Below are 24,522 nucleotides of genomic sequence, written 5' to 3'. Positions count from 1 at the left end.
CCCCTCAGCCCAGCACGACGGTGTATGCCGTGTGCCCACCTCGCCGCTCGAGCGTCACCACGTGCCCGCGCATGCGCGCCCAGGCCGGGATGTCGGACTCGGCGGCGGGGTCGTCGGCGAGGACGTGGAGCGTCGTGCCGGCCGGCAGGTCGCGGGCCAGCCGGGCCAGGCCGATGACGGGCAGGGGGCACTTCTGACCGCACGCGTCGAGGTCGGGGGTGGGCACGACGTCGGGGCTCACAGGTCGCCGACCCCGAGACGAGCACGCAGCTCGGCGACGACACCGGGCAGCTCGCGGCACAGCAGGCCGACGTCGTCGCCCCGATGGGGACGCACGGCCTCGAGAGGGAGGGTGACCCGCACGTTGCCGTGGGTCAGGGCTCCCATCGCCGCGAGGACGTGGCTGGGCTCGAGGCGGCTCGACGTGCACGCCGACCCCGAGGCGACGGCGACACCACGCTGGTCGAGGGCCTCGACGATGCTCTCGCCGTCGACGTAGAGCGCGCTGAACGTCACGACGTGCGGCAGGCGGTCGGAGGGGTCGCCGGCGACCTCGACGTCGGGGACGGCGGCTGCGGCCGTGCGGATGCGGTCGGTGAGGGCCCGCGCCGACGCCTCCTCGACCGCCCGGGCGTGCACGGCCTGCTGCCAGCCCTCGGCGGCGGCGAGGACGAGCGGGACCCACGGGTCCTCGACCTCGCGTCCCTGCTCGGGCTCCCACCTGGGACCGGGCAGGTCGAAGCGGGTGCCCGTGCGCACGGCGAGCACGCCCACCGGCGGCCCGGCCACGGTCGAGGCGTCGCCGACGAGCGCGTCCCACGCAGCGGGGTCGACGATGCGCCCGAGTGACGCGGTGCCGTCGACGAGGAGCGGGACGGACGCGGCACGGCATACGTCATGGAGCGCAGCGACGGGTTGGACGGTCCCGACCTCGCCGTTGGCGTGCTGGAGGGCGACGAGGGCCGTCGGGGCAGCGGACAGCGCGTGCTCGAGGGTTGCCGGGTCGAGGCGGCCGAGACGGTCGACGGGCAGGGGAGCGGTGTCCGGGTCCGCGTCGTGCGCCTCGTGGAGCAGGACGGCCCGGTCCACGGCGGAGGTGAGGACCCTCGTGGAGGTGCGTCGACGCGGGTGGCGCAGGCCCGTCACGCCGGTCCGCAGGGCGTGGGCGCCGCTGGGGTGGAACGACACCTCGTCGGGCCGTGCGCCGATCGAGGCGGCGATGCTCTCGCGGGCGCGGTCGAGGAGGTGACGGGCCCGGCGGCCCTCCCGGTGGAGGCGTCGCGGGTCGGCCCAGCCGGCGTCGAGAGCGGTGAGCAGGGTCTCTCGGGCAGCAGGGTGCAGAGGGCTGCGGGTGGCGTCCAGCACGCCTGCACCGTAACTCCACCCGTCCCGAGGAAGTTCCGCACCATGCACTACTGTTTGTTCGTGTTCCAGCAGACGACGCAGGAGGGTGCCACGGTGCGCCAGCACGACCACTTCAACCCCCGCTCACGCGGCCGCCGACTGGCCCTGTGGGCCGTTGTGGCCGTGGGCGCGATGGTCACGCTCAGCGGGTGTGAGCTGGGCAAGTTCGAGGACGGATTCCTCCCCCAGGGGGTGACCGAGAACTCCGAGCGCGTGCGCACGCTGTGGATCGGTGCGTGGATCGCCTGCCTCGCCGTCGGCGTCCTCGTCTGGGGCCTCACCGCGTGGTGCATCGTCGCCTACCGCCGTCGCCGCGACGACAACGAGCTCCCGGTCCAGCTGCGCTACAACGTGCCGCTCGAGATCCTCTACACGATCGTCCCGATCTTCATGGTCGCGGTGTTCTTCTTCTACACCGCCAAGGACCAGACCACGCTCCTCGACACCTCCAAGGAGCCCGACGTCACGGTCAACGTCGTCGGCAAGCAGTGGTCCTGGGACTTCAACTACGTCAAGGAGGACGTCCACGAGGCCGGTACCCAGGCCATCCTCACCGGACAGCCGGGCGCCGAGGAGACCATCCCCACGATGTACCTCCCGGTCGGCGAGCGCGTCGAGTTCGTGCTCACGTCCCGCGACGTCATCCACTCGTTCTGGGTGCCGCAGTTCCTCCAGAAGCTCGACATGATTCCCGGCAAGGTCAACAAGTTCCAGGTCGTCCCGACCGAGGAGGGGACCTTCAAGGGCAAGTGCGCCGAGCTCTGCGGCGCCTACCACTCCCAGATGCTGTTCAACGTCAAGGTCGTCCCGCGCGGGGAGTTCGACGCGCACATGGCCGACCTCAAGTCGCGGGGCCAGACCGGACTGCTCGGTACCGACCTGAACCGCGAGGATCTCGTGCCGGGCGAGCAGGAGCTCCTGCCCGAGGAACTGAGGAACTGACCAGATGAGTGCAGCAACCGAAACCCGCACCATGCTCCGCGAGCGTGAGACCGTGCGCCACCCGCGGGTGTCGCCGGGTGCCACGGTCGTCAAGTGGATCACCACGACCGACCACAAGGTCATCGGCAACCTCTACTTCATCACCTCGTTCGCGTGGTTCCTCATGGGTGGCCTCATGGCGCTCATCATCCGCGCCGAGCTGTTCCAGCCGGGGATGCAGGTCGTCGACAACCCGGAGCAGTTCAACCAGCTCTTCACGATGCACGGCACGATCATGCTGCTGCTGTTCGCGACGCCGCTCTTCGCGGCCTTCGCCAACGCGCTCATGCCACTCCAGATCGGCGCGCCCGACGTGTCGTTCCCGCGGCTCAACATGTTCGCCTACTGGCTCTACCTCTTCGGTGGCCTCATCGCCGCCGGTGGCTTCCTCACGCCGGGCGGCGCGGCCGCCTTCGGCTGGTTCGCCTACACCCCGCTCTCGGACGCGTCCTACAGCCCGGGCATGGGCGGCAACCTCTGGGTCTTCGGCCTCGCCCTCGCCGGCTTCGGCACCATCCTGGGCTCGGTCAACTTCATCACGACGATCCTCACCATGCGCGCGCCCGGCATGACGATGTTCCGGATGCCGATCTTCGTGTGGACCGTGCTCATCACCTCGATCCTCGTGCTCCTCATCTTCCCGGCCCTGGCCGCCGCGCTCTTCGCGCTCGGCGCCGACCGCCGGTTCGGGGCGCACATCTTCGACCCGGCCAGTGGCGGTGTGATGCTCTGGCAGCACATCTTCTGGTTCTTCGGGCACCCCGAGGTCTACGTCATCGCGCTGCCGTTCTTCGGGATCATCTCCGAGATCCTCCCGGTGTTCTCGCGCAAGCCGATCTTCGGTTACAAGACGCTCGTCTACGCGACGATCGCCATCGCGGCCCTGTCGGTCTCGGTCTGGGCCCACCACATGTACGGCACCGGCCAGGTCCTCCTGCCGTTCTTCGCGATCATGACGATGCTCATCGCGGTGCCGACGGGTGTGAAGTTCTTCAACTGGATCGGCACGATGTGGGGCGGCAAGCTCACCTTCGAGACGCCGATGCTCTGGGCGCTCGGCTTCCTCGTGACCTTCCTCTTCGGTGGCCTCACCGGCGTCATCCTCGCCAGCCCGGCCCTCGACTTCCACCTCACCGACAGCTACTTCGTCGTGGCGCACTTCCACTACGTCGTCTTCGGCACGGTCGTGTTCGCGATGTTCGGCGGCTTCTACTTCTGGTGGCCCAAGCTCACCGGCCGGATGCTCGACGAGACGCTCGGCAAGGTCCACTTCTGGATGCTCTTCATCGGCTTCCACACGACCTTCCTCATCCAGCACCTGCTGGGCATCTGGGGCATGCCGCGTCGCTACGCCGACTACCTCCCGGAGGACGGCTTCACGTTCGCCAACCAGGTGTCGACGGCCGGCGCGTTCCTGCTCGGCGCCTCGATGATCCCGTTCTTCTACAACGTCTGGAAGACGTGGCGCTACGCGCCGCTCGTCGAGACCGACGACCCGTGGGGCTACGGCGCCTCGCTCGAGTGGGCGACGTCCTGCCCGCCGCCGCGCCACAACTTCGACTCGATCCCGCGGATCCGCTCCGAGCGCCCCGCGTTCGACCTCAACCACCCCGAGGCGGCCCCGGCCGGCTACGAGCGGTCCGGTCTGGTGCGGGCCCTCGGCCCGGCGGACCTCGGCGACGAGGCCATGTCCAACACGAAGAACCAGGAGCACTGACCCATGCTGGCGATGGAACGGATCGGCTACCTCTTCGGTGGCTTCGCCGCCCTCATGGCCGTCATCTACGGCGTCTGGAACGACTTCACCGAGCCGGTGGGTGTCGTCGGGCTGACGCTGGGTGCTCTGCTCGGCTTCATGATCGCCGGCTACCTCAACATCACGCGTCGCAAGCTCGAGGGCGTCCCGCCCGAGGACGACCCGCTCGGCGAGATCAGCGACATCGCCGGTGACTACGGCTTCTTCAGCCCGCACAGCTGGTGGCCGCTGTTCCTCGCGCTCACCTCGGCGCTGATCTTCCTCGGTCTCGCGATCGGCTGGTGGCTCGTCGCCCTCGGCGCGTTCTTCACGATCCCCGCGCTCATCGGCTGGGTCTTCGAGTACTGGAAGGGCCCGCACGCCCTCTGACCCTCGCTCCTGAGCGTCATCGACAGGACCGGCCGTGTCTTCGGACACGGCCGGTCCTTCGTGTGTCGGGCCCGGTGGTGCGGACCTCTCGTGCCGCGCGCCCAGCGCGCCCGGAGAACGGCTGTGTATGCCGTGTGCCCACCCGGGGCGGGTAGGGGAGATGTCAGGCCCGCGGGCTGCGTCGCCGGGTGACCATGAGGCGGCGCAGGTGGGGCAGCCCCAGCCGGCGGGTCAGCTGGCGCAGCGGAGCCGCCAGGGCCGCGCCGACGATGACGCCCAGTGCGACGGCGGCCACCACGACGACGACGTCGGCGAGGGCGACCGCAGCCTGGCCCGGGCCGACCTCGAACTGGGCCATCGAGATGAGCCCCAGCGAGCCGGGGACGAGTAGCCAGAAGCTCGGGAGGAAGGCCACCATGCGGGGGAGCTCCGGGCGGACGTACTCGAGGAGCGTCGACAGCAGCGCCGCCACGACGGCACCGGCGAAGGCACCCGCCCAGCGCGTCTCGACGAGCGCGACGGTGAGCGCCTGCGCCGTGAACGTCGCAAGAATGGCCGTCGCCAGCCACGGGGTCTGCCGGATGGGGACCGACTCGAGCAGCGCGATGGCGACCGTGACGACGGCGAGACCGAGCAGGGGAGCCCACCAGCCCGGCCCGGTGGGTGCCGACGCGTCCAGCAGGCCCGCCGTGCCACCCATGACCGCCAGGGCGGCGCCGACACCGAGGACGAAGAGCAGCAGCTGGACCAGCCCGAAGGCCAGGCGTGAGCTGCCCGCGACCATTGCCCCGGCGGCGAGCTCGGTGAGGCCCGTGACGATGAGCGCGCCGGGCAACAGGACGGCGATGGGGGCGACGAGGGCGGGCAGCGGCGTGCTCAGCCACCCCTGGTCCGCGCTGAGGAAGGCCAGCAGGGCCACCACGAAGCCGGCGAGGAAGGGCGTGAGCGTGCGCAGGGCGCGACCGCGTCCGCCGAGCAGGACGAAGGCCGGGGTGAGGGGAGCGACGACCACGGTAAACACGAACGTGGCCAGGGAAGGCGCCAGGATGAGCCCGATCCCGACTCCGGAGAGCATCGCGCCACCGACGAACCCGGCAGTGCGGTAGCGGTGCGGCTGGGCGCGCAGCCTGCCGAGCTGCTCGAGTCCGGACTCGGGCGTCACCCGCCCCGTCCGTAGGCCGGCCTGGAGGGCGAGGACGTCGGCGAGCTGGTCCAACCGGAGCCCGCCGTCGACCTGCTCGAAGGTGGACGCCTCACCTGACCGCAGCGACACCATGAGGCCGGTCGGGGAGCAGGCGACCTGTGGGGTGTCGTGACCGAGGGTGCGTGCCACGTCTCGGACGTCCTCCTCGACCTCGTGGACCGGCATACCGCCTGCGAGCAGCCCGGCGCCGACCCAGGCGAGGAGCCGCCGGTCGCGGACGTCGAGGACCGCGGCGGGCCGGGAGTCGGCAGGGATGCTCACCCGAGAACCGTATCCGGGGACGTCCACGAGCGAGGACGCGTCCGGCCGGCGGCGCGGGTGCGCCCGGCGGCCGAGCGTCGACTCGAGGTCGGTCAGCCCCAGCCGAGCTCGTGCAGGGCCGCGTCGTCGATGCCGAAGTGGTGCGCGATCTCGTGGACGACGGTTACGGCGATCTCGTCGCGCAGGTCCTCGAGGTCCTCGCACATGCGGGTCAGCGGTCCCCGGAACAGCGTGATCCGGTCCGGCAGGTTGCCCAGGCCCCAGCCCGAGTCACGTTCGGTGAGTGGCACCCCGTCGTAGACGCCGAGGAGGTCCGGGTCGTCAGCAGGCGGCTCGTCCTCGACGAGGAAGACGACGTTGTCGAGCATCGCCATGAGCTCCTCCGGAACGTCGTCGAGGGACTCCTCGACGATCGACTCGAAGTCCTCGGGGGTGATGGGATCCACGCCACCACCCTGTCATGCACGCTTCGGGTGGTCGTGCACCCGGGTGCGCCATGGGTCCGTCGCCTTGAGGGTCGACGCAGCTCGACCGAGCGGGCTGAGCCGCCCCGGCCCGAGCGGGCTGCCCTGCACGCCCTGACCAACGAGAGCGACCCCCGGACCAGAAGTCCGGGGGTCGCTCTCGTCAGTCGCTGGAACTCGACGGCTGGGCCGTGGTCACTCCCGCAGTCGGCTGGCACTGCCGATGCCACGCTCGCTGGCCTCGGAGCGGCCGGCGTCGGTGTCGGCGCCGTCACCCCCGGCAGCGGGGCCGTGGTCGGAGGTGCCCTCGATGCCCTCGTAGTCGAAGGGCGCCTCGATGGCCTCCGCGTGGTGGCCATCGTGGTGCGCCGCCGCCAGCTCGGCCGGGGTGACCGGGTTGACCGCGTCCTTGAAGTAGAAGTGCGACAGCTTGGCGCGCAGCCGGTCCTTGCGGGCCGCCGGGCGGGCCACGCCGTTCTCGTCGACGTCGGGCGTGAGCTGGAGGGGCTCCACCGGCTCGTGCTGGACGAGGATCCAGCGGTCGTGGTCGGAGAGGGCGTCGTGACGCTCGTGGAACGAACCGTCGGCACCGCGGATGATCCGGCCGGACTCGCGCGAGTGGAGCGCGAGGTCGCGGTCACGGCGCTGCAGGCTGAGGCAGATCCGCTTGGTCACCCAGAAGGTCAGCGGCGGCAGGACGAACAGGCCGATCCGGAACGCCCAGGTGATGTCGTTGATCGACAGCCCGAGCTTGATCGCCATGATGTCGTTGCCGGCCGCGAACATGAACACGGAGTAGGCGACGATGCCGGCCATGCCGATACCCGTGCGCGTCGGGTTGTTGCGGGGACGGTCGAGCAGGTGGTGCTCGCGGTCGTCACCGGTGACCCAGCGCTCGACGAAGGGGTAGACGCCGACCACGGTGTAGACGAGAGGCAGCAGGACGAGGGCACCGAGCGCGATGTTGAGCGACATCGTGAAGCCCAGGAAGCTGAACTCGAGCCAGCCCGGGAGCAGTCGCAGCGCGCCGTCGTAGGCACCCATGTACCAGTCGGGCTGCGAGCCCGCCGTCACGGGGGAGGGGTCGTAGGGACCGTAGGCCCAGATGGGGTTGATCGTGAACAGCGCCGAGATGAGGGCGATGACACCGAAGACGATGAAGAAGAACCCGCCCGCCTTGGCGGCGTAGACCGGCATGACGCGGTAGCCGACGACGTTGTCGTTGGTGCGGCCCGGGCCGGGGAACTGCGTGTGCTTCTGCACCGCGACGAGCACGATGTGCGCGGTGAACAGACCGACGAGGATCGCCGGGATGAGGAGGACGTGTGCCGAGTACAGACGCGGGATGATCGCCTCACCGGGGAACGGTCCACCGAAGATGCCGTAGGCGAGGTAGGAGCCGATCACGGGCGCCGTCTGGACGAAGCCCTCCATGGCACGGATGCCGGTGCCCGAGAGCAGGTCGTCGGGGAGGGAGTAGCCGGCGAAGCCCTCGATGGCCGCGAGCAGGGCCAGGACGGTGCCGATGACCCAGTTGAGCTCACGCGGCTTGCGGAACGCACCGGTGAAGAAGACCCGGAACATGTGCACCGTGAGGCCGACGATGAACATCAGCGCGGCCCAGTGGTGGATCTGGCGCACGATGAGTCCGCCACGCACGTCGAAGGAGATGTCGAGCGTCGAGGCGTAGGCCTCGGACATCTGCTGGCCACGCAGCGGTACGTAGGAGCCGTCGTAGATCGTGTGGCCAGCGCTGGGGACGAACCACAGCGTGAGCAGGGCGCCCGAGATGAGGCAGATGATGAGCGAGTACATCGCGATCTCGCCGAGCATGAAGGACCAGTGGTCCGGGAAGACCTTGCGGAGCAGGTAGTTGACGCCCTTGGCGGAGCCGGTGCGGTCGTCGATCCAGCCCGCGACGCCACCGGCCTTGCGCGCTGCGGCGCTCGGTGCCGGGTCGACGGCCGTGTCGCCGTCGCGCAGGCGGTCGGCCGGGCGGCCGGCCGGGAAGGTGTCGGTGCTCATGCGGAACCACGCTCCCAGAAACTCGGTCCAGTGGCTTCCTTGAAGGGGCCCTTGGAGATGAGGTACCCCTCATCATCGACGGTGATCGGCAGTTGCGGAAGGGGGCGCTTCGCGGGACCGAAGATCACCTTGCAGTCCTGCGTGACGTCGAAGGTCGACTGGTGGCACGGGCAGAGCAGGTGGTGGGTCTGCTGCTCGTACAGGCCGACGGGGCAGCCCACGTGAGTGCAGATCTTGGAGTAGGCGACGATCCCCTGGTGGCCCCAGTCCTTCTCCTTCTGGACCTTGATGTCGTCGGGGTCGAGGCGCATGACGATGACAGCGGCCTTGGCCTTGGCCTCGAGGATGTGCTCCTCGAGGTCGAGCAGGCCCTCGGGCATGACGTGGAAGACCGAGCCGATCGTGACCTCGCTCGCCTTGATCGGCGTGTTCTGCGGGTCGCGCATGAGGCGGAGCGGCTTGTTGGGGTACGTGCCGTCCTCCTCCTGGTCGCCGTTCCAGAAGCTCACGGAGAGGTCGTCACCGGGCATCGGGCCGAGGCCACCGAGGACGGGGAGCACAACGGGCACCGCGAAGAGGCCGAGGGCGCCACCCATGGCGTACTTGATGAGCGGGCGACGGGTGAGGTGGGAAGACTCGGCGCCGTCGCCGAGGATCGTGCCGAAGTCCTTGCGGTGCTCGTCGTCCGACCGCATCGTGTGGCGCATCTCGACCTCCTCCTGGTCGGGCATGAGCGTCTTGGCCCAGTGGACCGCGCCGAGACCGATGCCGAGGAGGGAGGCGGCCATCGTCAGGCCGAGCACGAGGTGCAGCGCGTTGGTCATGCCGATGCCGGGCACGAAGACCGTCGCGTCGGAGTCGATGGCGAAGTAGGCCACGACGAAGCCAAGCGTGCCCACGACCGACAGGAGGAAGAGCCCGCCGACGACGCGCTCGGCCCGCTTGGCGGCGCCCTCGTCGAGGTCGGTGCCACGGTGCGGGTGCGGGGGGAAGCCGGGGTTCTCGAAGCGGGCGGGGATCCCGCCGTCCCCGATGACGTGCCCCTGGTCGAGGCGAACGGCACCGGAGCCGAACTCACCCGTGGGGGTGACCTCGCCTCCGGTGGGCTGGCTGTCCTGCTCGTTCATCGGATGATCGATCCTGTCGACGGAGAGTGGGAAGCTGTGAGCGGCATGGCTCAGGCGGACTTCTGCCCGAGCCACACGGCGGCTGCGATGAGGATGCCGAGGCCGAAGAACCAGGCGAACCAGCCCTCGGTCACGGGTCCGAGGGACCCGAGGGCGTGCCCGCCCTGCTGGGGGGTGTCCTCGACGGACTTGAGGAAGGCGATGACGTCACGCTTGTCCTCGGGGGCGATGTTGCCGTCGTTGAAGACGGGCATCGACTGCGGGCCGGTCTCCATGGCCTCGTAGATGTGCTTGGACTCGACGCCCATGAGCGATGGGGCGTACTTGCCACGGGTCAGGGCACCGCCGGAGCCGGCGAAGTTGTGGCACATGGCGCAGTTGACGCGGAAGAGCTCGCCACCCTTGGCGGGGTCGCCCTTGGACGCGTCGACGTCCTCCTCGGAGGGGACAGCCGGGCCGGGGGCCAGCGACGCGATGTAGGCGCCGACCTTGTCGATCTCCTCCTGGGTGAACTGCACCTCGCCGCGGGGCGCCTGGACGGCGGGGGCGCGCATCGGCATGCGGCCGGTGCCCATCTGGAAGTCGACGGCCGCCGCACCGACACCGGCGAGGGCCGGGCCGGCGATCTTGTCGCCGTTGCCCGTCGCGCGGCCTTCGGCGTTGACACCGTGGCACGAGGCGCAGTTGGCCTGGAAGAGCTGCTTGCCCGCGGCGACGTCCGCGGCCGAGCTCGTCTCGGCCTTGGCCGGCTGCGGCGCGACCGCGGCATACACGAAGCCCGTCACGAGAAGGCCGAGCATGAGCAGGATGGCGATGGCTGCCGGGTGGCGACGGCGGGCGGCCAGTGCGTTCACGACGTGGGTCCTGTCGGGGTCTCGGGGATGTGGGTTCCGGGGGAGAGGGTCACGCTAGCGCTCAGCGCTGACACTCACTTCAGCAGGTAGATCATCGCGAACAGCGCGATCCACACGACGTCGACGAAGTGCCAGTAGTAGGAGGTGACGACGGCGCCGGTCTCCTGCAGGTGGGTGTAGCGCCGGGTCGTGAAGGTGCGCCCGATGATGAGGAGGAAGGCGATGAGGCCACCGGTGACGTGCATGCCGTGGAAGCCGGTGGCGAGGTAGAAGATCGAGGAGTACGAGTTCGTGCTCAGGGTGACGCCCTCGGCGACGAGGTGGGCGTACTCGTAGACCTGGCCGGCGATGAAGATCGAGCCGAAGATGTAGGTGAGGACGTACCACTCGCGCATGCCCCACTCCTTGAACTTCAGGAGCGAGCCGGTGCGGGCGACCTGGCCGGCCTCGGCCTTCCAGACGCCGAGCTGGCACCACACGGACGAGACGACGAGGACGATCGTGTTGCCGAACGCGAACGGGACGTTGAGCAGCTCGGTCTCGGTCCTCCACATCTCGGGGAGGTGCCCGCGCAGGGAGAAGTAGAACGCGAAGAGCGCTGCGAAGAACATCAGCTCACTCGCGAGCCAGACCATCGTCCCGACCGCAACCATGTTGGGACGGGTCGCCGGACCGTAGTCCGGGATGCTGGGAACCGGACCGGACACTCGAGTCGTTGCTTCTGCAGTCGCCACGAGCGTCATTATTGCCTCAATCCTCCTCGGGCGCTGCACCGACCCCCGGGTTTGGGGGTATCGGCTCGCGGATGGGCGCGTGGCTAGGATGAGCGCATGACCTCAGCGCATGCGGCCCCCCACGCGGACTCCCTCGCGACGGCGGGCTCGACCCCCTCCGCAGGTGCGGCTGTGCACCAGGTGTCGGTCCTCCTCTACAGCGACGACATCACCACGCGCGACGCCGTGCGGGCCGCTGCCGGGCGACGTCCGGCGCGCGACGTCGAGATCACCCGATGGCTCGAGTGTGCGACCGCGTTCGCCGTCACCGAGGCGCTCGACGCCGGTGGCTGGGACGTCGTCGTGCTCGACGGGGAGGCGGCCAAGAACGGCGGTCTCGGCCTGTGCCGCGAGCTCAAGAACGAGATCTACGACTGCCCCCCGGTGCTCGTCCTCACCGGTCGCCCCCAGGACGGCTGGCTCGCCGCCTGGTCGCTCGCCGACGACGCCGTGCCCCACCCCCTCGACCCGATCAAGGTGGCCGAGGCGATCGCGGGCCTTGCGCGCACGCGCGTCGCGGCACGCTGACGTGGTGGCCACGGACCCTTCGGGCCCGACGTGGCCCGACCTGCTGAACCGGCTGCTCGACCGCGAGGACCTCTCGCTCGAGCAGTCGCGCTGGGCCATGGACCAGATCATGAGCGGCGAGGCGAGCGTGGCCCAGGTGGCCGGCTTCCTCGTGGGACTGCGCTCCAAGGTCGAGTCCGTCGCCGAGGTACGCGGTCTCGCCGACGTCATGCTCGAGCACGCCCGCCGGATCGACGTGCCCGGCGAGAGCATCGACATCGTCGGCACCGGCGGTGACCGCTTCGGCACCGTGAACATCTCGACGATGTCCTCCGTCGTCATCGCCGCGACCGGCCTGCGGGTCGTCAAGCACGGCAACCGGGCCGCCTCGTCGAAGTCGGGCTCCGCCGACGTCCTCGAGTCCCTCGGGGTCAACCTCACCTTGACCCCCGATCAGGTCCGCCAGGTGGCCCTCGACGCCGGCATCACCTTCTGCTTCGCACAAACCTTCCACCCGTCGATGCGGTTCGCCGGCCCCGCGCGTGCCGAGCTCGGCGTCGCCACAGCGTTCAACCTCCTCGGGCCGCTGACGAACCCGGCACAGCCGACGTATGCCGCGGTCGGCGTCGCGGACGCCCGTTTCCTCACGGTGATCGCAGGGGTGTTCGCGGACCGTGGCACGACCGCTGCGGTCTTCCGCGGCGACGAGGGGCTCGACGAGATGTCGATCGCCGGTGCAACCACGCTCCTCTGGGTGCGCGACGGCGCCGTCACCGAGGTCTCGGTGCACCCGTCCGACGTGGGTCTCGAGGTCGCGTCCATCGACAGCATCAAGGGCGGGCTCGCCGACGAGAATGCCGAGGTGGCCCGGCGGGTCTTCGCCGGCGACGCGGGTCCCGCGCGCGACGCCGTCCTGCTCAACGTCGGCACGGCGCTGGCCGTGGCCGCCGGTGCCGCGGGGACCTCGACGGCCGACGTCCACGAGGCGATCCGCGCCGGTGTCGCCCGCGCTGCCGAGACGATCGACGCCGGTGCCGCGGCGGCTCAGCTCGACCGGTGGGTCACCGCGAGCCGCGACGTCGCGTCCGCCTGACCGTCCCGTAGCCGCGTCCGGCCCCGTCACAGCTTTTGCTCCCCATGAGGGAACCTTGAGGGTCCGGAGGGACATGTTCCCTCCGGACCCTCAAGCTGTGCCCATGGGGAGCAAAAGTTTAGGCGCGGGGCGGGGGTGGGCTACTCGAGACCGAGGCTGAAGGCGGCCTCGAGGTCGTGCTTGGAGTAGGTCTGGAAGGCGATGTGCGTCGCCGTACCGGTGACGCCCTGGACCTTGTTGAGCCGGTCGGCGATGACGCTGGCGAGCTGGTCGTGCTCACGGACCCGCACCATGGCGATGAGGTCGGCGTCACCCGCGACGGAGTAGACCTCGCTCACGCCGTCGAGCTCGGCGACCTCCTGGGCCACCTCGGGGATCCGGTCGACGTCGGCAGTGATGAGAACGATGGCAGTGATCACGCTCCGCAGCGTAGTCGGCTCACTCATCGACCCAGAAGTTGTCGTGCTGGGCCATGAACTCGTCGCGCTCGTCGTCGGTCATGGTGGCGACGCCGCCCGGACGGGCCAGCCCCTCGAAGTAGGGCTCGCGCGGCGCGCCGGGGGCGAAGTGCAGCAGCATCGTCGCCGGACCGTCCTCGTTGCGGAAGCCGTGGAGGCCGCCCGGCGGGACGTGGAGGAAGTCGCCGGAGCCCGCCTTGACCCAGGCGTTGCCGTCGTAGACGGTCACCGTCCCGTCGAGGACGTAGAACGACTCCGACATCGTCCGGTGGAAGTGGGCACCCGGACCGCTCGGTGGCCCGGCGAACTCCCACCGGTAGAGGCCGAACAGCCCGCCCGTGGCCTCTCCGCGCGCGACGTAGTGCACGCGGTTGCCGTTGGGGTAGACGAGGTCCGGCTCGCGGTCGCCGGGCGTGACCCACGCCGACCTCTCGCCGGACGCGCCGGTGTACAGACGCGGGGGATAGGACATGGTTCCCACTCCTCGGGATCGGCCTCGACTCCACGGCGACGCTGCGTCACCGCCGACGGCGAGACACAAGGCTAGGCCGAGCGGAAGCCCGGCGTGAGGCGACGCGAGGTCTCGATGGGCTCGAGCTCGTGGCGGACGCCCGTCGCGCCACCCACGGGACAGGTCCACTCGCCGTCGATGTCGACGAGCCGCACCCCGGGGGCGTCGAGCCACCGCAGGATGCGTTCGCTCTCCTCGGGCGTGGCCGCCGTCGCGGGGGAGAGCCCTGCCGTGACCACCTCGGCGCTGGCGCGCAGCGCCTCGACGTAGGGCATGGGGTCGGCACCGCGTGGCGCCACGGTGCTGCCCGCGAGGCGGCCGTGCCGGATGCACATGACCTCCCAGCCACCGGTCTCGCTGCGCCGCGCCGCGATGAGCTCGGCGGTGCGGGCCAGGGGATCGAGACGCTGGGCACGGGAGGCGCCGCGCACGAGGCTGAGCATCCGGTCGCGCACGACGCCGGCGTCCTCGAAGCGCTCCTGCTCGGCGAGGCGGTCCATCCGCTCGCGCCACGTGGAGACGGCCCGGCGTGCATCGCCGGCGAGCAGCTCGACGGCCTCGGCGACGACCTCGGCGTAGTCCTCGACGCTCTGCGCACCGGTGCAGGGCGCACCGCACCGGCCCATGTCGGCGAGCGCGCACGGGGAGCGCGGCTTGGTCGCCGAGAGCCGCTCGAGGCACTGGCGCAGCGGCAGGAGCTCGTGCACCCCGGCGACCGCGTCGTCGGCCGATCCGCGCGAGGCGAACGGCCCGATGTAGCGGGTGCCGTCGTCGGCGACGTGGCGCACGATCGACAACCGCGGGAAGGGCTCGACGGTGAGCTTGACCCACCACGTGCGCTCGGGGTGGCGCGAGCGCTTGTTGTAGCGGGGCTTGTGCTCGGCGATGAGCCGCAGCTCGCGCACCTCGGCCTCGAGTGCGGTGGCACAGACGATGGGGGTCACCGACTCGGCGATGCGCACCATCTCGGACATCCGCCGCCGCTGCTCCGAGGCGGTGAAGTAGCTGCGGACCCGGGTGCGGATCGAGACCGACGTGCCGACGTAGAGGACCCTGCCCTGGCCGTCCTTGAAGAGGTAGACGCCCGGCGCCTCGGGCAGGCCGTCGGCGAGGTGGCGCTTGCGGCGAGTCGCCGCGGGCACCTTGGCGGAGTACGCCTTGAGCTCCTCGAGGGAGTGCACGCCGAGCGACCCGACCCGGGCGATGAGCCCGTGGAGCACGTCGACCGTGGCCTGGGCGTCGTGCAGGGCCCGGTGGTCGGGGGTGACCGCCGCGCCGAACAGCCGGGCGAGGGAGCCCAGCCGGTGGTTGGGCACCTCGTCACGGCTCACGAGCTGGCGGGCGAGGTGGACGGTGTCGACGACGGGGAAGCGCGGCCAGTCGCGGTCGGCGCGAGCGCAGGCGGCCTTGAGGAACGAGATGTCGAAGCCGGCGTTGTGGGCCACGAGCACGGACCCGGCGGCGAACTCGAGGAACGCCACGAGCGCCGGCTCGACCCGCGGCGCATCGCGGACCATCGCGTCGGTGATGCCGGTGAGGACGGAGATGAACGCCGGGATCGGCTCGCCGGGGTTGACGAACGTCTGGAACTCACCGAGCACCTCCCCGCCGCGCACCTTGACCGCACCGATCTCGGTGATGCCGCACTCGCTCGGGCTACCACCGGTGGTCTCGAGGTCGACGACGACGAACGTCACGTCCGACAGGGGGGTGCCCAGGTCGTCGAGCGTGCCCTGGACCATCCGCATGCGAGGAGGCTAGGTGCGTGGTCCGACAGCCCTGCGGAGGCGGCCCGGCGCGGCGGTCGGGAGGCGCTGTCAGTGCGGGCTCCTAGCGTGGTGGCAACCCGAGAAAGAGGTGACGACATGACCCACGACCTGACGTCCGACAGCCTGACCATCGTCTGTGCGCGCTGCCCGGTGCGAGACCTCCACTGCGGCGACTGCATGGTCACCGCCATGGTCGACCCCGACTCCATGGGGCTCGGCACCGACCTGCCGCTCGACGCCGACGAGCGCGCCGCCGTCACGGCCTGCGTCCGCGCGGGCCTCATCACCGCCGAGTCGGCCGCGACCGTGCGCTCCCGGCGCGCGCCCTTCACCCTCGGACGTGCGGTCGGCTGAGTCCCGCCTGACACGATGGGACCGTGCTCCCGACCGACCTGACGACGCGTATGCCGTGGAGCACGTCGCGCACCCGGCGCATCTCAGGTGCCGATCGTGTGCGCCGCGTCGTCGTCGTGGTCCTGGGCGCCACCGCGCTCGCCCTGCTCGCCGGCTGCGACCGCACCCCCTCCCTCCCCACCCCGAGCGTGTCCGTGACGACCCCGACCGCCCCCGAGACCGCCACCCCGGCGCCGCAGGCCTCGTCCACCCTCGCCGCGTCACCCCCGGCCGGAGCCGAGCCCGCCACGCCGCTGCCCGGTGCCCGCACCGTCCGGGGACGTGCCAGCACGGTGACCGGCACGGTGGACGACAGGACGCTCACGGCATACGCCGCGATGGCGGACCGGGCGGTCGCCGAGGTGACGAAGCGCTGGAAGCGCCCCTGGTCCGAGCAAGTGACGGTCATCGCACCCAAGGACGCGACGGCGTTCCGCGAGCAGGTCGGGCGGGCCGACGACCTCAGTCAGGTCGCGGCGATCACCGACGGCCCGCTCGGTGCCGACGGCCGGGCGACCGGTGACCGGATCGTCCTCAACCCCGACGCGTTCGCCCGGCTCACCCCCGAGGGGCGCCAGTTCGTCCTCACGCACGAGAGCACCCACGTCGCCGTCCGCGGCTCGCTCGCCGGCGCGGCGCCGTTGTGGCTCGTCGAGGGCTACGCCGACCACGTGGGCTACGCCGCCTCGGACCGTCGCCGCGCCGACCTCGCCGCACCCCTGCTCGACCGGGTCGCGGCCGGCACCGGCCCCACCCGCCTGCCGACGCAGGGGGACCTCGACCCCGCCCAGGGTGAGATCGCGCCGAGCTACCTCGCGGCGTGGCTCGCGGTCGACCTCGTCGCCCGGCGCCACGGTGAGGCCCGGCTCCAGCAGTTCTACGAGGCGTCGACCGTCACGGGCTCACCGGCCGCTGCCGACGCCGCCACCGACCGGGCGTTCGTCGAGGTGCTGGGCACGACCAGGGCCGCGTTCACGAGGGCGTGGGTGTCGGAGCTGAACCAGCTGGCCGCGCCGAAGTGACCTCGCCCCGCTCGCGTGGCGGCACGGCGAGCGAGATGGCGACGAGTGCCGCGCTGAGCCAGTACTGGTTGTAGAACGCCTGCTTGTTGACGAGGTTGGCCGCGAGCAGGACGAACGCGAACCACCGCAGCAGCTCGTCGACCTCCGGCTGGCGCCGAGCGACGAGCCACGCGGCGACACCGAGGGCGCCGAGGACGACGAGCCCGGTGACCCAGAACGGCAGGGTCACGCCGTGCTCGTTGAGGAAGTAGAGGTACCACGTGTTCGCGAACCGGATCGGGTGGAAGCCGATGAGCAGCGTCACCGTGTCGTGGACGAAGTCCGACGGTGACGCGAGGAACCACGGCGCGATGAGCACGCCGGTGAGCGCGCCGGTCGCCACGGCCCGCCGGGGACCGAACGGCCGCCACATCAGGAGCAGCGGCAGCAGCAGCGCGAGGTGCTGCTTGCTCGCGCAGGCCAGCGCGAGCGGCAGGACCGCCCACCACGCGTGCCCGCGACGCACGAGGACGGCCCACCACACGAGGCCGGCGGCGAGCAGCGGCTCGGTCCAGGCCTGGTCGATCTGGGTGAGGGTGCCGGGAGCGACGACGAGGGCGGTGACGGGGACGGCGGCCCGGAGCGCGGTCGCTCGCGCACTCGTGGGCGCGTCACCGGGTCGCGGCCGCGCGAGCGCCCAGACCCCCACGAAGAGGACGACCGACCAGAACGCGATCGCCCACCGCACGTCGCCGCCGAGCCAGCGACCGGGTGCCAGGAGCACGGTCGTCCACGGCAGGTAGGTGAAGGCGTCCTGGATGCCGGGGGAGTCGGTCCAGCTCATGTCGTAGAAGTTCTCGCCGCGGGCGAGCGCGTCGCTGGCCTGCTGCAGCGTCACCCAGACGTCGATCCTCGGAGCGGGGTCACCGATCGTCGCGATCGCGGCGGTGACGACGTGGCCGAGCACCGCGAGCCCGTATGCCGTCCGCGCCCCTGCCGCTGTCGGCTGCGCGAGCAGGCCCGCCGCGCCGATGCCGACGACCGACAGGGTGGCCAGCGCCGCCGTGAGCGAGCCACCCCGCAGGTAGCTGAAGAGCGGCACGGCCCAGGTGGTCGCGACCGACGCGACGAGCACGACCGGCGCGAGCCACATTGGGGCGCAACGGATCTCGGTGCGCCGCCACAGCCAGACGGCGAGGCCGACGGCGCCCGCCGTGAGGGTGAGCACGATCGGCAGGCGGAACCGGACGACGCTCCACTGGAGCATGCCGAGGCAGGCGAGCCAGAGCAGGGCCAGGACGACGACGGCATACCCCGTCGTCGTACGGGTGGGGCCGGGAGGGCGGTTCGAGGGGGAGGTGGGGTCAGCCGCCGTAGAGCGCATCGACCTCATCCGCGAAGTCGCGCATCACGACGTTGCGCTTGAGCTTGAGCGACGGCGTGAGGTGACCCGACTCTTCGGTGAAGTCGGCCTCGAGCACGGCGAACTTGCGGATCGACTCGGCCTTGGAGACGGCGGCGTTGGCCTCGTCGACGGCCTTCTGGAGCTCGGCGAGGACGGTCTCGTCGGTGCGCGCCTTGGCGGCGGTGATCCCCTCGAGGCCGTGGTTGCTCGCCCACATGGGGAGCATCTCCTCGTCGAGCGTGAGCAGCGCCGCGATGAACGGCTTCTGGTCACCGACGACGATGCACTGGGACACGAGCGGGTGCGAGCGGAGACGGTCCTCGAGGACGGCGGGCGCGACGTTCTTGCCGCCGGCGGTCACGAGGATCTCCTTCTTGCGACCGGTGATCTTGAGGTAGCCGTCCTCGTCGAGCTCGCCGATGTCGCCGGTGTGGAACCATCCGTCGCGGATGGCCTCGGCGGAGGCGTCGGGGTTGTTGCGGTAGGTCTTGAAGACGTTGACGCCCTTGACGAGGATCTCGCCGTCCTCGCCGATGCGGACCGTCGTGCCGGGCAGTGGCGGGCCGACCGTGCCGACCTTGAGCCGCTCGGGCAGGTTGACGGTGATCGGGGCCGTGGTCTCGGTGAGGCCGTAGCCCTCGAGGATCGTCACGCCGATGCCGCGGAAGAAGTGGCCGAGGCGGGTGCCGAGCGGGGCGCCGCCGGACACGGCGTACTGGACCTTGCCGCCCATGGCGTCGCGCAGCTTGCCGTAGACGAGCTTGTCGAAGACGGCGTGCTTGGCGCGGAGCCCGAAGCCGACCGAGCCGGCCTCGTTGGCCTCGGACCACGCGATGGCGGTGTCGGCGGCCTTGGCGAAGATGTTGCCCTTGCCGCCGGCGACGGCCTTGGCCTCGGCGGAGTTGTAGACCTTCTCGAAGACGCGCGGGACCGCGAGGATGAACGTCGGCTGGTAGGACGCGAAGTCGTCGAGCAGCGTCTTGATGTCCGCCGAGTGCGCCATCCGAGCGCCCGAGGCGACGCAGAGCACCTCGATGAACCGGGCGAAGACGTGGGCCAGCGGGAGGAAGAGCAGGGTCGAGGCGCCCTCGCTGGCGACGACGTCCTTGAGCTTCTCGACGGTGTTCTCGGTGAGGTCGAGGAAGTTGCCATGGGTGAGCTCGACCCCCTTGGGGCGGCCGGTGGTGCCGGACGTGTAGATGATCGTCGCGGTCGAGGTGCGGTCGACGTCGGCTCGGGCGGCCTCGAGCGCGGCGTCGTCGGTGGCCGCACCGGACGAGGCGAGCGTGTCGAGGTCGCCGTTGTCGATGACCCAGCTGTGCTCGAGCGTGGGCAGGTTGCCGGAGACACCGACGAGCGCGCTCTTGTGCTTCTCGGTCTCGAGGACGACGCCGACGGCGCCGGAGTCCTTGAGGATCCACTCGACCTGGTCGGGGGAGGAGGTCTCGTAGATCGGCACGGGAATGGCGCCCGCGGTCCACAGGGCGAAGTCGGTGAGGGTCCACTCGTAGCGGGTGCGGCTCATGATGCCGACGGCGCTGCCGGGGGCGACGCCCGCGGCGAGGAAGCCCTTGGCGAGGGCTTCGACCTGGTCGGCGAAGTCCTTGGCCGACACGTCACTCCAGCCGGTGCCCGACCGCACCGCGAACGCGGCCCTGGTGGGGTTGTCGCGTCGGTGCCGGGCCGGCAGGTCGGCCAGGCTGCCCTCGGTGGTGGCGGGGGCGAGTGCGGGAGTGGACTTCTCGTGCAACGTGCTCTCCTTCACCGACCGATCGACGACATCGTCGGGCGTGGTCACCAGTGGTTGTCCGGCCGATGCGACATCTGCCGTGGCCCGATCCTAGGGGTAGGGGGTGTTGGGTAGCCTGCGCCCATGACAGAAAGCACGTCCTCCTCCATCTCCATCGCGGCCGAGCCGGGCGCCGTGCTCGACGTCATCGCCGACTTCGAGGCCTATCCGGACTGGGCCGAGCAGGTCAAGAGCGTGAGCATCCTCAGCGAGGACGGCGACGGGTGGGCCGACCAGGTCGAGTACGTCCTCGACGCCGGCGCGGTCAAGGACACCTACGTCCTCGAGTACGACTGGGACGGGATCGCCGAGGACGGTTCGGGCCTCGTCTCGTGGAAGCTCGTGCGGGCCGGGGTGCTCAAGGCGCTCGACGGCTCCTACACGCTCACCTCGGCCGACGGCGGCACGAAGGTGGACTACGCCCTTGCCGTCGACGTGAAGATCCCGATGATCGGGATGCTCAAGCGCAAGGCGGAGAAGCTCATCATCGACACGGCTCTCAAGGAGCTCAAGAAGCGCGTCGAGTCCCTCGCCTGAGCGCCACCGACCCCGCTGACGCCGACGTCCCCCCGGACGTGTCCGTCGTGTCCGACGTCTCCGACCCCACCGTCAGCCCCGATCACGACGGGCCAGACACGGTGACGCGTCCCCGCGTCGTCCTCGTCACCGGCAAGGGTGGTGTCGGCAAGACGACGACCGCCGCCGCACTGGCCGTCGAGTCGGCCCGCGCCGGCCGCCGCACCCTCGTGATGTCGACCGACGTGGCGCACAGCCTCGGCGACGCCCTCGACGTCGACCTGCGCACCTCCCCGACGTGGGAGCAGACGCTGCCGGTCGAGGAGCGCCTCCATGCCCAGGCGGTCGGGTCACGCACGAGCGTCGCCGCCGACTGGGGGACCCTGCGCGACTACCTCCTCACGGTCCTCGACTCGGTCGGGGTCGACCCCGTGGTGGCCGAGGAGCTCACGGCCCTTCCGGGAGCCGACGAGATCAGCGCCCTGCTCACGCTCGGGCACCACGCCACGAGCGGCCGGTGGGACGTCATCGTCGTCGACTGCGCCCCGACGGCCGAGACCCTGCGGCTCCTCGCCCTGCCCGAGGTGCTCGGCTGGCACCTCGACCGGCTGCTGCCCGCCCAGCGCCGGCTGCTCACCGCGATGCGTCCCGCCGCGGCGCGGGCCGCCGGGCTGCCCCTGCCCGACGGTGACGTCCTCGACGTCGTCACGACGTGGCGCGCCCACATGGCAAACGTCCGCGCCCTCCTCACCTCCGAGCGCGCGAGCGTCCGCATCGTCCTCACCCCCGAGAACGTCGTCATCGCCGAGGCCCGTCGCATCCTCACCTCGCTGTCACTGCACGGGTATGCCGTCGACGCGGTCGTCGTGAACCGCGTCATCCCCGTCGACGACGACCCGTGGCGGGCCGCGTGGAACGCCGCGCAGTCCGCCGGGCTCGCGACGATCACCTCGTCGTTCCACGGCACACCCGTCCTGGTCGCGCCCTACCTTGCCGGCGAACCGACCGGCGCCGACGCGCTCGCGGACCTCGCCGGGCAGACGACGGCGCTCGACGGAGAGCTCGCCCCGATCGACGCACCGGTCCGCATGGCTGGCCTTCAGGTCGAGGCCGACGGCGACGAGTTCGTGCTCGTCCTGCCCCTGCCGCTCGCGCGGTCGGGCGACGTCGAGCTCGCCCGGCGGGCCGACGACCTCGTCGTCGACGTGGGTGGTGTGCGCAGGGTCATCGCGTTGCCCTCGGTGCTCCGGCGCTGCATCGTCAAGAATGCTGGGGTGCGCTCCGGAGAGCTCCGGGTGCGCTTCGTTCGTGATGAGGAGGTGTGGCCCCGTGGACGCTGACGCGCGACTCGACGCCGCAGTGGGTTCCGTGGCCGAGGAGGCAGCACGGCTGCTCGAGGCCCTGGGACGCCCGCAGTCCCGGCCGGACGAGACCCCGAGCCCGGACGCCGCGCCGGGTGCGGACGGCGGCGAGCACGTCCATGTGGCGATGGGCGACGCCGAGACGTGCACGTGGTGCCCGGTGTGCCGCTCGGTGTCGGCGCTGCGCGGGGTGAGCCCCGAAACCCTGGGCCGGCTCGCCGACCTCGCGACCACGGCGGCGACGCTGCTCGCGGACCTAGCCACCCGGCATACGGAGTCGTCCGGTCCGGGCGCGGCGCAGCGGCCCGCGACCCCCGACCGCACGCCTCGCACCGAACCGATCACCGTCGTCGACGAGGAGGACACCCCGTGAGCCTGGCCATCGGCATCGACATCGGCGGGACCAAGGTCGCCGGGGGCGTCGTCGACGAGGAGGGCAACGTCCTCGTCCGCGCCCGCCGTGACACGCCCCACCGGTCCAAGCGCCCCCGTGTCGTCGAGGACACGATCGTCGACGTCGTCGAGGAGCTGCGCTCGCAGCGGCCGGACGTCGCCGCGGTCGGCATCGGCGCGGCGGGGTTCGTCGCCGCCGACCGTGCCACCGTCGTCTTCGCCCCCCACCTGTCGTGGCGCCACGAGCCGCTGCGCGACGCGCTGAGCAAGCGCATCGACACGCCGATCCTCGTCGAGAACGACGCCAACGCTGCGTGCTGGGCGGAGTGGCGATTCGGCGCGGCGCAGGGCGAGTCCGACGTCGTCATGGTCAACCTCGGCACCGGCATCGGCGGTGCGATCCTCATGCACGGCGAGCTCATCCGTGGCCGCTACGGCATCGCGGGCGAGTTCGGGCACATGCAGGTCGTGCCCGAGGGCCAGCGCTGCGAGTGCGGCAACCGGGGCTGCTGGGAGCAGTACGCCTCGGGCAACGCGCTCGTTCGCGAGGCGCGGGCGATGATCCTCGCGAACTCGCCGGTCGCCACCGATCTCGCCGCCCGCGTCGACGGCCGTGCTGACGAGCTCACCGGTCCGATCGTCACCGAGGCCGCCCGCGACGGTGACGCCACCGCCACGGAGCTGCTCGCCGAGATCGGCCACTGGCTCGGCATCGGCATCGCCAACCTCGCGGCAGCGTTCGACCCCGGCACCTTCGTCATCGGCGGTGGCGTGTCCGCGGCCGGCGAGCTGCTGCTCGGCCCGGCACGTGAGAACTTCCGCCGTCGGCTCACCGGACGTGGTTACCGCCCCGAGGCGCAGATCGTCGCGGCCCGGTTGGGCAACGAGGCGGGGCTCATCGGCGCCGCCGACCTGGCCCGCAACGAGTCGTCTGCGTGACGCCGGTCGTGGCGGGCAGGACGTGACGACCATCAGGGTCGCGAGCTACAACACCCGCGACTTCCTCGAGGACCCGTATGCCGCGGCGCGCGTCGTGCGGGCCATCGACCCGGACGTGCTCTGCCTGCAGGAGGTGCCGCGTCGGCTGTTCTCCACGCGGCGCGTGGCGAACTTCGCCCGCGACTGCGGGATGTCCTGGTCCGGGCGGCACCGGGGGAGCGGCGGGACGACGATCTTCACGTCGCTGCGGGTCGACGTCGTCGAGTCGCGTCACCAGCGGCTGCGCGTGGCCTTCCTCCAGCGGACGCGCGGTTTCGCGCTCGCTCGGGTCGCGGCGCCCGGTCGCGAGCCGATCGCCGTCGCGAGCGTCCACCTCAGCCTCGACGCCCGCGAGCGCGCGGCCCACGCCCGGGTGATCCTCCAGGCCGTCAACGTCGGTGGTGAGGTCGTCCTCGCCGGTGACCTCAACGAGAACGAGTCGGGCCAGGCCTGGAAGGCGTTCGCCGGGGTGATGCGTCCCGTGTCGCCGATGACGCCGACCTTCCCCGCCGCCCGTCCGCGCAAGGTGCTCGACGTGATCTTCGCGTCGGCCGGCCTGCAGGTCGAGCCGCACGTGGAGCTCGACCTCCCCGAAGCCGACCTCGTCGCGGGGAGCGACCACCGCCCCACCTGGGTCGACATCCGCCTCGGCGAGCCCACGGACGTCCAGGAGCGCGCCGACGAGGCCTCCGCGCGAGCGAGCGAGTCGGTCACCGACGAGATGGTGCAGGAGGCCGAGGCGGAGGCCGCCGACAGCGCCGCGGTGTCAGGGGCCGATCGGGCGCCCGCCGTGCTCGAGCCCGAGTCCGCGCCTGGATCCGGCTCGGCGCCTGGATCCGGATCCGCGCCTGGATCCGGGTCCGGGGCCGATCGGGCGGCGCGCCCCGACTGAGCTCCGGCCTGTCGCGGGTCCGGACCGGCGCACGTCCCGGACGGTCCCACCGTCGGGTCGACCTCGCAGCCGCATGTCGACCTCGCGGCGTTGAGGCGCCATGTCGACGCATCCGGGCGAGATCGACGTGCCCGTGCGGGCAGGACCCGACAGTGGGGCGGGTGAGGTCACCGAGATCGGCGGCCCCCACCGCTGCGGTGGGCGACGCGCCCGCGCGCCCGCCGCCGGAGCCGTCGGG

Annotated in this window: 25 protein-coding genes; 12 read left to right on the top strand and 13 right to left on the bottom strand. The window is 71.3% G+C overall.

The window, feature by feature from the left end:
• Positions 1-4 precede the first annotated feature (4 nt).
• Complete coding sequence (locus tag ACSQ11_RS15900) at positions 5-241, bottom strand: sulfurtransferase TusA family protein (RefSeq protein ID WP_436007274.1); 237 nt, start codon at positions 239-241, stop codon at positions 5-7.
• On the bottom strand, positions 238-1,365 hold the full coding sequence (locus tag ACSQ11_RS15895) for a cysteine desulfurase family protein (protein WP_436007272.1): 1,128 nt from the start codon (positions 1,363-1,365) through the stop codon (positions 238-240). Before ACSQ11_RS15895 ends, ACSQ11_RS15900 begins: the two co-directional genes overlap by 4 nt.
• A gap of 60 nt (positions 1,366-1,425) precedes the next feature.
• Between ACSQ11_RS15895 and ctaC the strand changes: the two genes are divergently transcribed.
• Genes ctaC through ACSQ11_RS15880 form a run of 3 tightly spaced genes read left to right on the top strand, consistent with a single transcriptional unit; the run spans position 1,426 to position 4,510 of the window.
• Positions 1,426-2,346: an aa3-type cytochrome oxidase subunit II gene (gene ctaC / locus ACSQ11_RS15890; protein WP_436007270.1), complete on the top strand. Its 921-nt coding sequence runs from the start codon at positions 1,426-1,428 to the stop codon at positions 2,344-2,346.
• A gap of 4 nt (positions 2,347-2,350) precedes the next feature.
• On the top strand, positions 2,351-4,102 hold the full coding sequence (gene ctaD, locus ACSQ11_RS15885; protein WP_436007268.1) for an aa3-type cytochrome oxidase subunit I: 1,752 nt from the start codon (positions 2,351-2,353) through the stop codon (positions 4,100-4,102).
• A 3-nt stretch (positions 4,103-4,105) separates the two neighbouring features.
• Entirely contained in the window at positions 4,106-4,510 is a 405-nt protein-coding gene (locus ACSQ11_RS15880) for a cytochrome c oxidase subunit 4 (RefSeq protein ID WP_436007266.1), read from the top strand.
• A 163-nt stretch (positions 4,511-4,673) separates the two neighbouring features.
• Here the strand turns inward: ACSQ11_RS15880 and ACSQ11_RS15875 are convergent, their stop codons facing one another.
• From ACSQ11_RS15875 to ctaE, 6 genes are all read right to left on the bottom strand, one after another.
• On the bottom strand, positions 4,674-5,975 hold the full coding sequence (locus ACSQ11_RS15875) for a threonine/serine ThrE exporter family protein (protein ID WP_436007264.1): 1,302 nt from the start codon (positions 5,973-5,975) through the stop codon (positions 4,674-4,676).
• Between the two features lie 92 nt (positions 5,976-6,067).
• On the bottom strand, positions 6,068-6,421 hold the full coding sequence (locus ACSQ11_RS15870) for a metallopeptidase family protein (protein ID WP_436007262.1): 354 nt from the start codon (positions 6,419-6,421) through the stop codon (positions 6,068-6,070).
• Positions 6,422-6,634: 213 nt separating this feature from the next.
• Positions 6,635-8,464 (bottom strand): cytochrome bc1 complex cytochrome b subunit, encoded by a 1,830-nt coding sequence (gene qcrB, locus ACSQ11_RS15865; protein ID WP_436007261.1) that lies wholly within the window; start codon positions 8,462-8,464, stop codon positions 6,635-6,637.
• Complete coding sequence (qcrA, locus tag ACSQ11_RS15860; RefSeq protein ID WP_436007259.1) at positions 8,461-9,591, bottom strand: cytochrome bc1 complex Rieske iron-sulfur subunit; 1,131 nt, start codon at positions 9,589-9,591, stop codon at positions 8,461-8,463. The genes qcrB and qcrA overlap by 4 nt, the downstream gene beginning before the upstream one ends.
• Positions 9,592-9,641: 50 nt before the next feature.
• Positions 9,642-10,445, bottom strand: a complete 804-nt coding sequence (qcrC, locus tag ACSQ11_RS15855) for a cytochrome bc1 complex diheme cytochrome c subunit (RefSeq protein ID WP_436007257.1) — start codon at positions 10,443-10,445, stop codon at positions 9,642-9,644.
• A gap of 74 nt (positions 10,446-10,519) precedes the next feature.
• Complete coding sequence (ctaE, locus tag ACSQ11_RS15850) at positions 10,520-11,188, bottom strand: aa3-type cytochrome oxidase subunit III (RefSeq protein WP_436007255.1); 669 nt, start codon at positions 11,186-11,188, stop codon at positions 10,520-10,522.
• Positions 11,189-11,275: 87 nt separating this feature from the next.
• On the opposite strand from ctaE, the gene ACSQ11_RS15845 reads away from it, so the two are divergent.
• Both ACSQ11_RS15845 and trpD read left to right on the top strand, forming a co-directional pair.
• Positions 11,276-11,746, top strand: coding sequence for a hypothetical protein (locus tag ACSQ11_RS15845; protein ID WP_436007253.1), 471 nt, complete (start codon positions 11,276-11,278; stop codon positions 11,744-11,746).
• A 4-nt stretch (positions 11,747-11,750) separates the two neighbouring features.
• A complete protein-coding gene (gene trpD, locus ACSQ11_RS15840; protein ID WP_436007251.1) occupies positions 11,751-12,818 on the top strand; it encodes an anthranilate phosphoribosyltransferase in 1,068 nt (355 codons plus the stop codon).
• Positions 12,819-12,958: 140 nt separating this feature from the next.
• Here the strand turns inward: trpD and ACSQ11_RS15835 are convergent, their stop codons facing one another.
• From ACSQ11_RS15835 to ACSQ11_RS15825, 3 genes are all read right to left on the bottom strand, one after another.
• Complete coding sequence (locus ACSQ11_RS15835) at positions 12,959-13,237, bottom strand: Lrp/AsnC family transcriptional regulator (RefSeq protein WP_436007249.1); 279 nt, start codon at positions 13,235-13,237, stop codon at positions 12,959-12,961.
• A gap of 19 nt (positions 13,238-13,256) precedes the next feature.
• Positions 13,257-13,748 carry a cupin domain-containing protein gene (locus ACSQ11_RS15830; protein ID WP_436007247.1) on the bottom strand — a complete coding sequence of 164 codons (492 nt, stop codon included), beginning with the start codon at positions 13,746-13,748 and terminating at the stop codon, positions 13,257-13,259.
• Between the two features lie 71 nt (positions 13,749-13,819).
• Positions 13,820-15,535 carry a DEDD exonuclease domain-containing protein gene (locus ACSQ11_RS15825; protein ID WP_436007245.1) on the bottom strand — a complete coding sequence of 572 codons (1,716 nt, stop codon included), beginning with the start codon at positions 15,533-15,535 and terminating at the stop codon, positions 13,820-13,822.
• Between the two features lie 117 nt (positions 15,536-15,652).
• On the opposite strand from ACSQ11_RS15825, the gene ACSQ11_RS15820 reads away from it, so the two are divergent.
• Together ACSQ11_RS15820 and ACSQ11_RS15815 are read left to right on the top strand one after the other, a co-directional pair.
• Positions 15,653-15,910, top strand: coding sequence for a hypothetical protein (locus ACSQ11_RS15820; RefSeq protein ID WP_436007243.1), 258 nt, complete (start codon positions 15,653-15,655; stop codon positions 15,908-15,910).
• Between the two features lie 23 nt (positions 15,911-15,933).
• The gene (locus tag ACSQ11_RS15815) at positions 15,934-16,971 is read left to right on the top strand and encodes a hypothetical protein (protein WP_436007241.1); all 1,038 of its coding nucleotides are present in this window, start codon (positions 15,934-15,936) and stop codon (positions 16,969-16,971) included.
• Here ACSQ11_RS15815 and ACSQ11_RS15810 read toward each other — a convergent pair.
• Together ACSQ11_RS15810 and ACSQ11_RS15805 are read right to left on the bottom strand one after the other, a co-directional pair.
• Positions 16,922-18,343, bottom strand: a complete 1,422-nt coding sequence (locus ACSQ11_RS15810) for a hypothetical protein (RefSeq protein WP_436007239.1) — start codon at positions 18,341-18,343, stop codon at positions 16,922-16,924. The genes ACSQ11_RS15815 and ACSQ11_RS15810 overlap by 50 nt on opposite strands.
• On the bottom strand, positions 18,315-20,105 hold the full coding sequence (locus ACSQ11_RS15805) for an AMP-dependent synthetase/ligase (RefSeq protein ID WP_436007511.1): 1,791 nt from the start codon (positions 20,103-20,105) through the stop codon (positions 18,315-18,317). Before ACSQ11_RS15805 ends, ACSQ11_RS15810 begins: the two co-directional genes overlap by 29 nt.
• 123 nt (positions 20,106-20,228) lie before the next feature.
• Here ACSQ11_RS15805 and ACSQ11_RS15800 point away from each other — a divergent pair, with 123 nt between their 5' ends.
• The 5 genes from ACSQ11_RS15800 to ACSQ11_RS15780 are packed head-to-tail and all read left to right on the top strand — an operon-like array spanning position 20,229 to position 24,284.
• Positions 20,229-20,681, top strand: a complete 453-nt coding sequence (locus tag ACSQ11_RS15800) for an SRPBCC family protein (RefSeq protein WP_436007237.1) — start codon at positions 20,229-20,231, stop codon at positions 20,679-20,681.
• Positions 20,682-20,728: 47 nt separating this feature from the next.
• Positions 20,729-22,000 carry an ArsA family ATPase gene (locus tag ACSQ11_RS15795; protein ID WP_436007235.1) on the top strand — a complete coding sequence of 424 codons (1,272 nt, stop codon included), beginning with the start codon at positions 20,729-20,731 and terminating at the stop codon, positions 21,998-22,000.
• A complete protein-coding gene (locus ACSQ11_RS15790; RefSeq protein ID WP_436007233.1) occupies positions 21,990-22,394 on the top strand; it encodes a hypothetical protein in 405 nt (134 codons plus the stop codon). Before ACSQ11_RS15795 ends, ACSQ11_RS15790 begins: the two co-directional genes overlap by 11 nt.
• The gene (locus ACSQ11_RS15785) at positions 22,391-23,353 is read left to right on the top strand and encodes an ROK family glucokinase (protein WP_436007230.1); all 963 of its coding nucleotides are present in this window, start codon (positions 22,391-22,393) and stop codon (positions 23,351-23,353) included. Before ACSQ11_RS15790 ends, ACSQ11_RS15785 begins: the two co-directional genes overlap by 4 nt.
• A 22-nt stretch (positions 23,354-23,375) precedes the next feature.
• Positions 23,376-24,284, top strand: a complete 909-nt coding sequence (locus tag ACSQ11_RS15780) for an endonuclease/exonuclease/phosphatase family protein (protein WP_436007228.1) — start codon at positions 23,376-23,378, stop codon at positions 24,282-24,284.
• The last annotated feature ends 238 nt before the right edge of the window (positions 24,285-24,522 follow it).

The sequence above is a fragment of the Knoellia sp. LjRoot47 genome (assembly GCF_964253435.1).
In the GTDB taxonomy this organism is placed as follows: Bacteria; Actinomycetota; Actinomycetes; order Actinomycetales; family Dermatophilaceae; genus Knoellia.
Note: the sequence above shows the minus strand (reverse complement) of the source record. Positions and strands in the feature narration are given on the sequence as shown.

What these genes read in the sequence shown, in the direction of transcription:
- ctaD (WP_436007268.1), top strand. Translation starts at nt 2,351, where the DNA reads ATGAGTGCAGCAACCGAAACCCGCACCATGCTCCGCGAGCGTGAGACC.
- ACSQ11_RS15880 (WP_436007266.1), top strand. Translation starts at nt 4,106, where the DNA reads ATGCTGGCGATGGAACGGATCGGCTACCTCTTCGGTGGCTTCGCCGCC.
- qcrB (WP_436007261.1), bottom strand. Translation starts at nt 8,464, where the DNA reads ATGAGCACCGACACCTTCCCGGCCGGCCGCCCGGCCGACCGCCTGCGC.
- qcrA (WP_436007259.1), bottom strand. Translation starts at nt 9,591, where the DNA reads ATGAACGAGCAGGACAGCCAGCCCACCGGAGGCGAGGTCACCCCCACG.
- ctaE (WP_436007255.1), bottom strand. Translation starts at nt 11,188, where the DNA reads ATGACGCTCGTGGCGACTGCAGAAGCAACGACTCGAGTGTCCGGTCCG.
- ACSQ11_RS15845 (WP_436007253.1), top strand. Translation starts at nt 11,276, where the DNA reads ATGACCTCAGCGCATGCGGCCCCCCACGCGGACTCCCTCGCGACGGCG.
- ACSQ11_RS15830 (WP_436007247.1), bottom strand. Translation starts at nt 13,748, where the DNA reads ATGTCCTATCCCCCGCGTCTGTACACCGGCGCGTCCGGCGAGAGGTCG.
- ACSQ11_RS15825 (WP_436007245.1), bottom strand. Translation starts at nt 15,535, where the DNA reads ATGCGGATGGTCCAGGGCACGCTCGACGACCTGGGCACCCCCCTGTCG.
- ACSQ11_RS15820 (WP_436007243.1), top strand. Translation starts at nt 15,653, where the DNA reads ATGACCCACGACCTGACGTCCGACAGCCTGACCATCGTCTGTGCGCGC.
- ACSQ11_RS15810 (WP_436007239.1), bottom strand. Translation starts at nt 18,343, where the DNA reads ATGAGGTCGATGCGCTCTACGGCGGCTGACCCCACCTCCCCCTCGAAC.
- ACSQ11_RS15800 (WP_436007237.1), top strand. Translation starts at nt 20,229, where the DNA reads ATGACAGAAAGCACGTCCTCCTCCATCTCCATCGCGGCCGAGCCGGGC.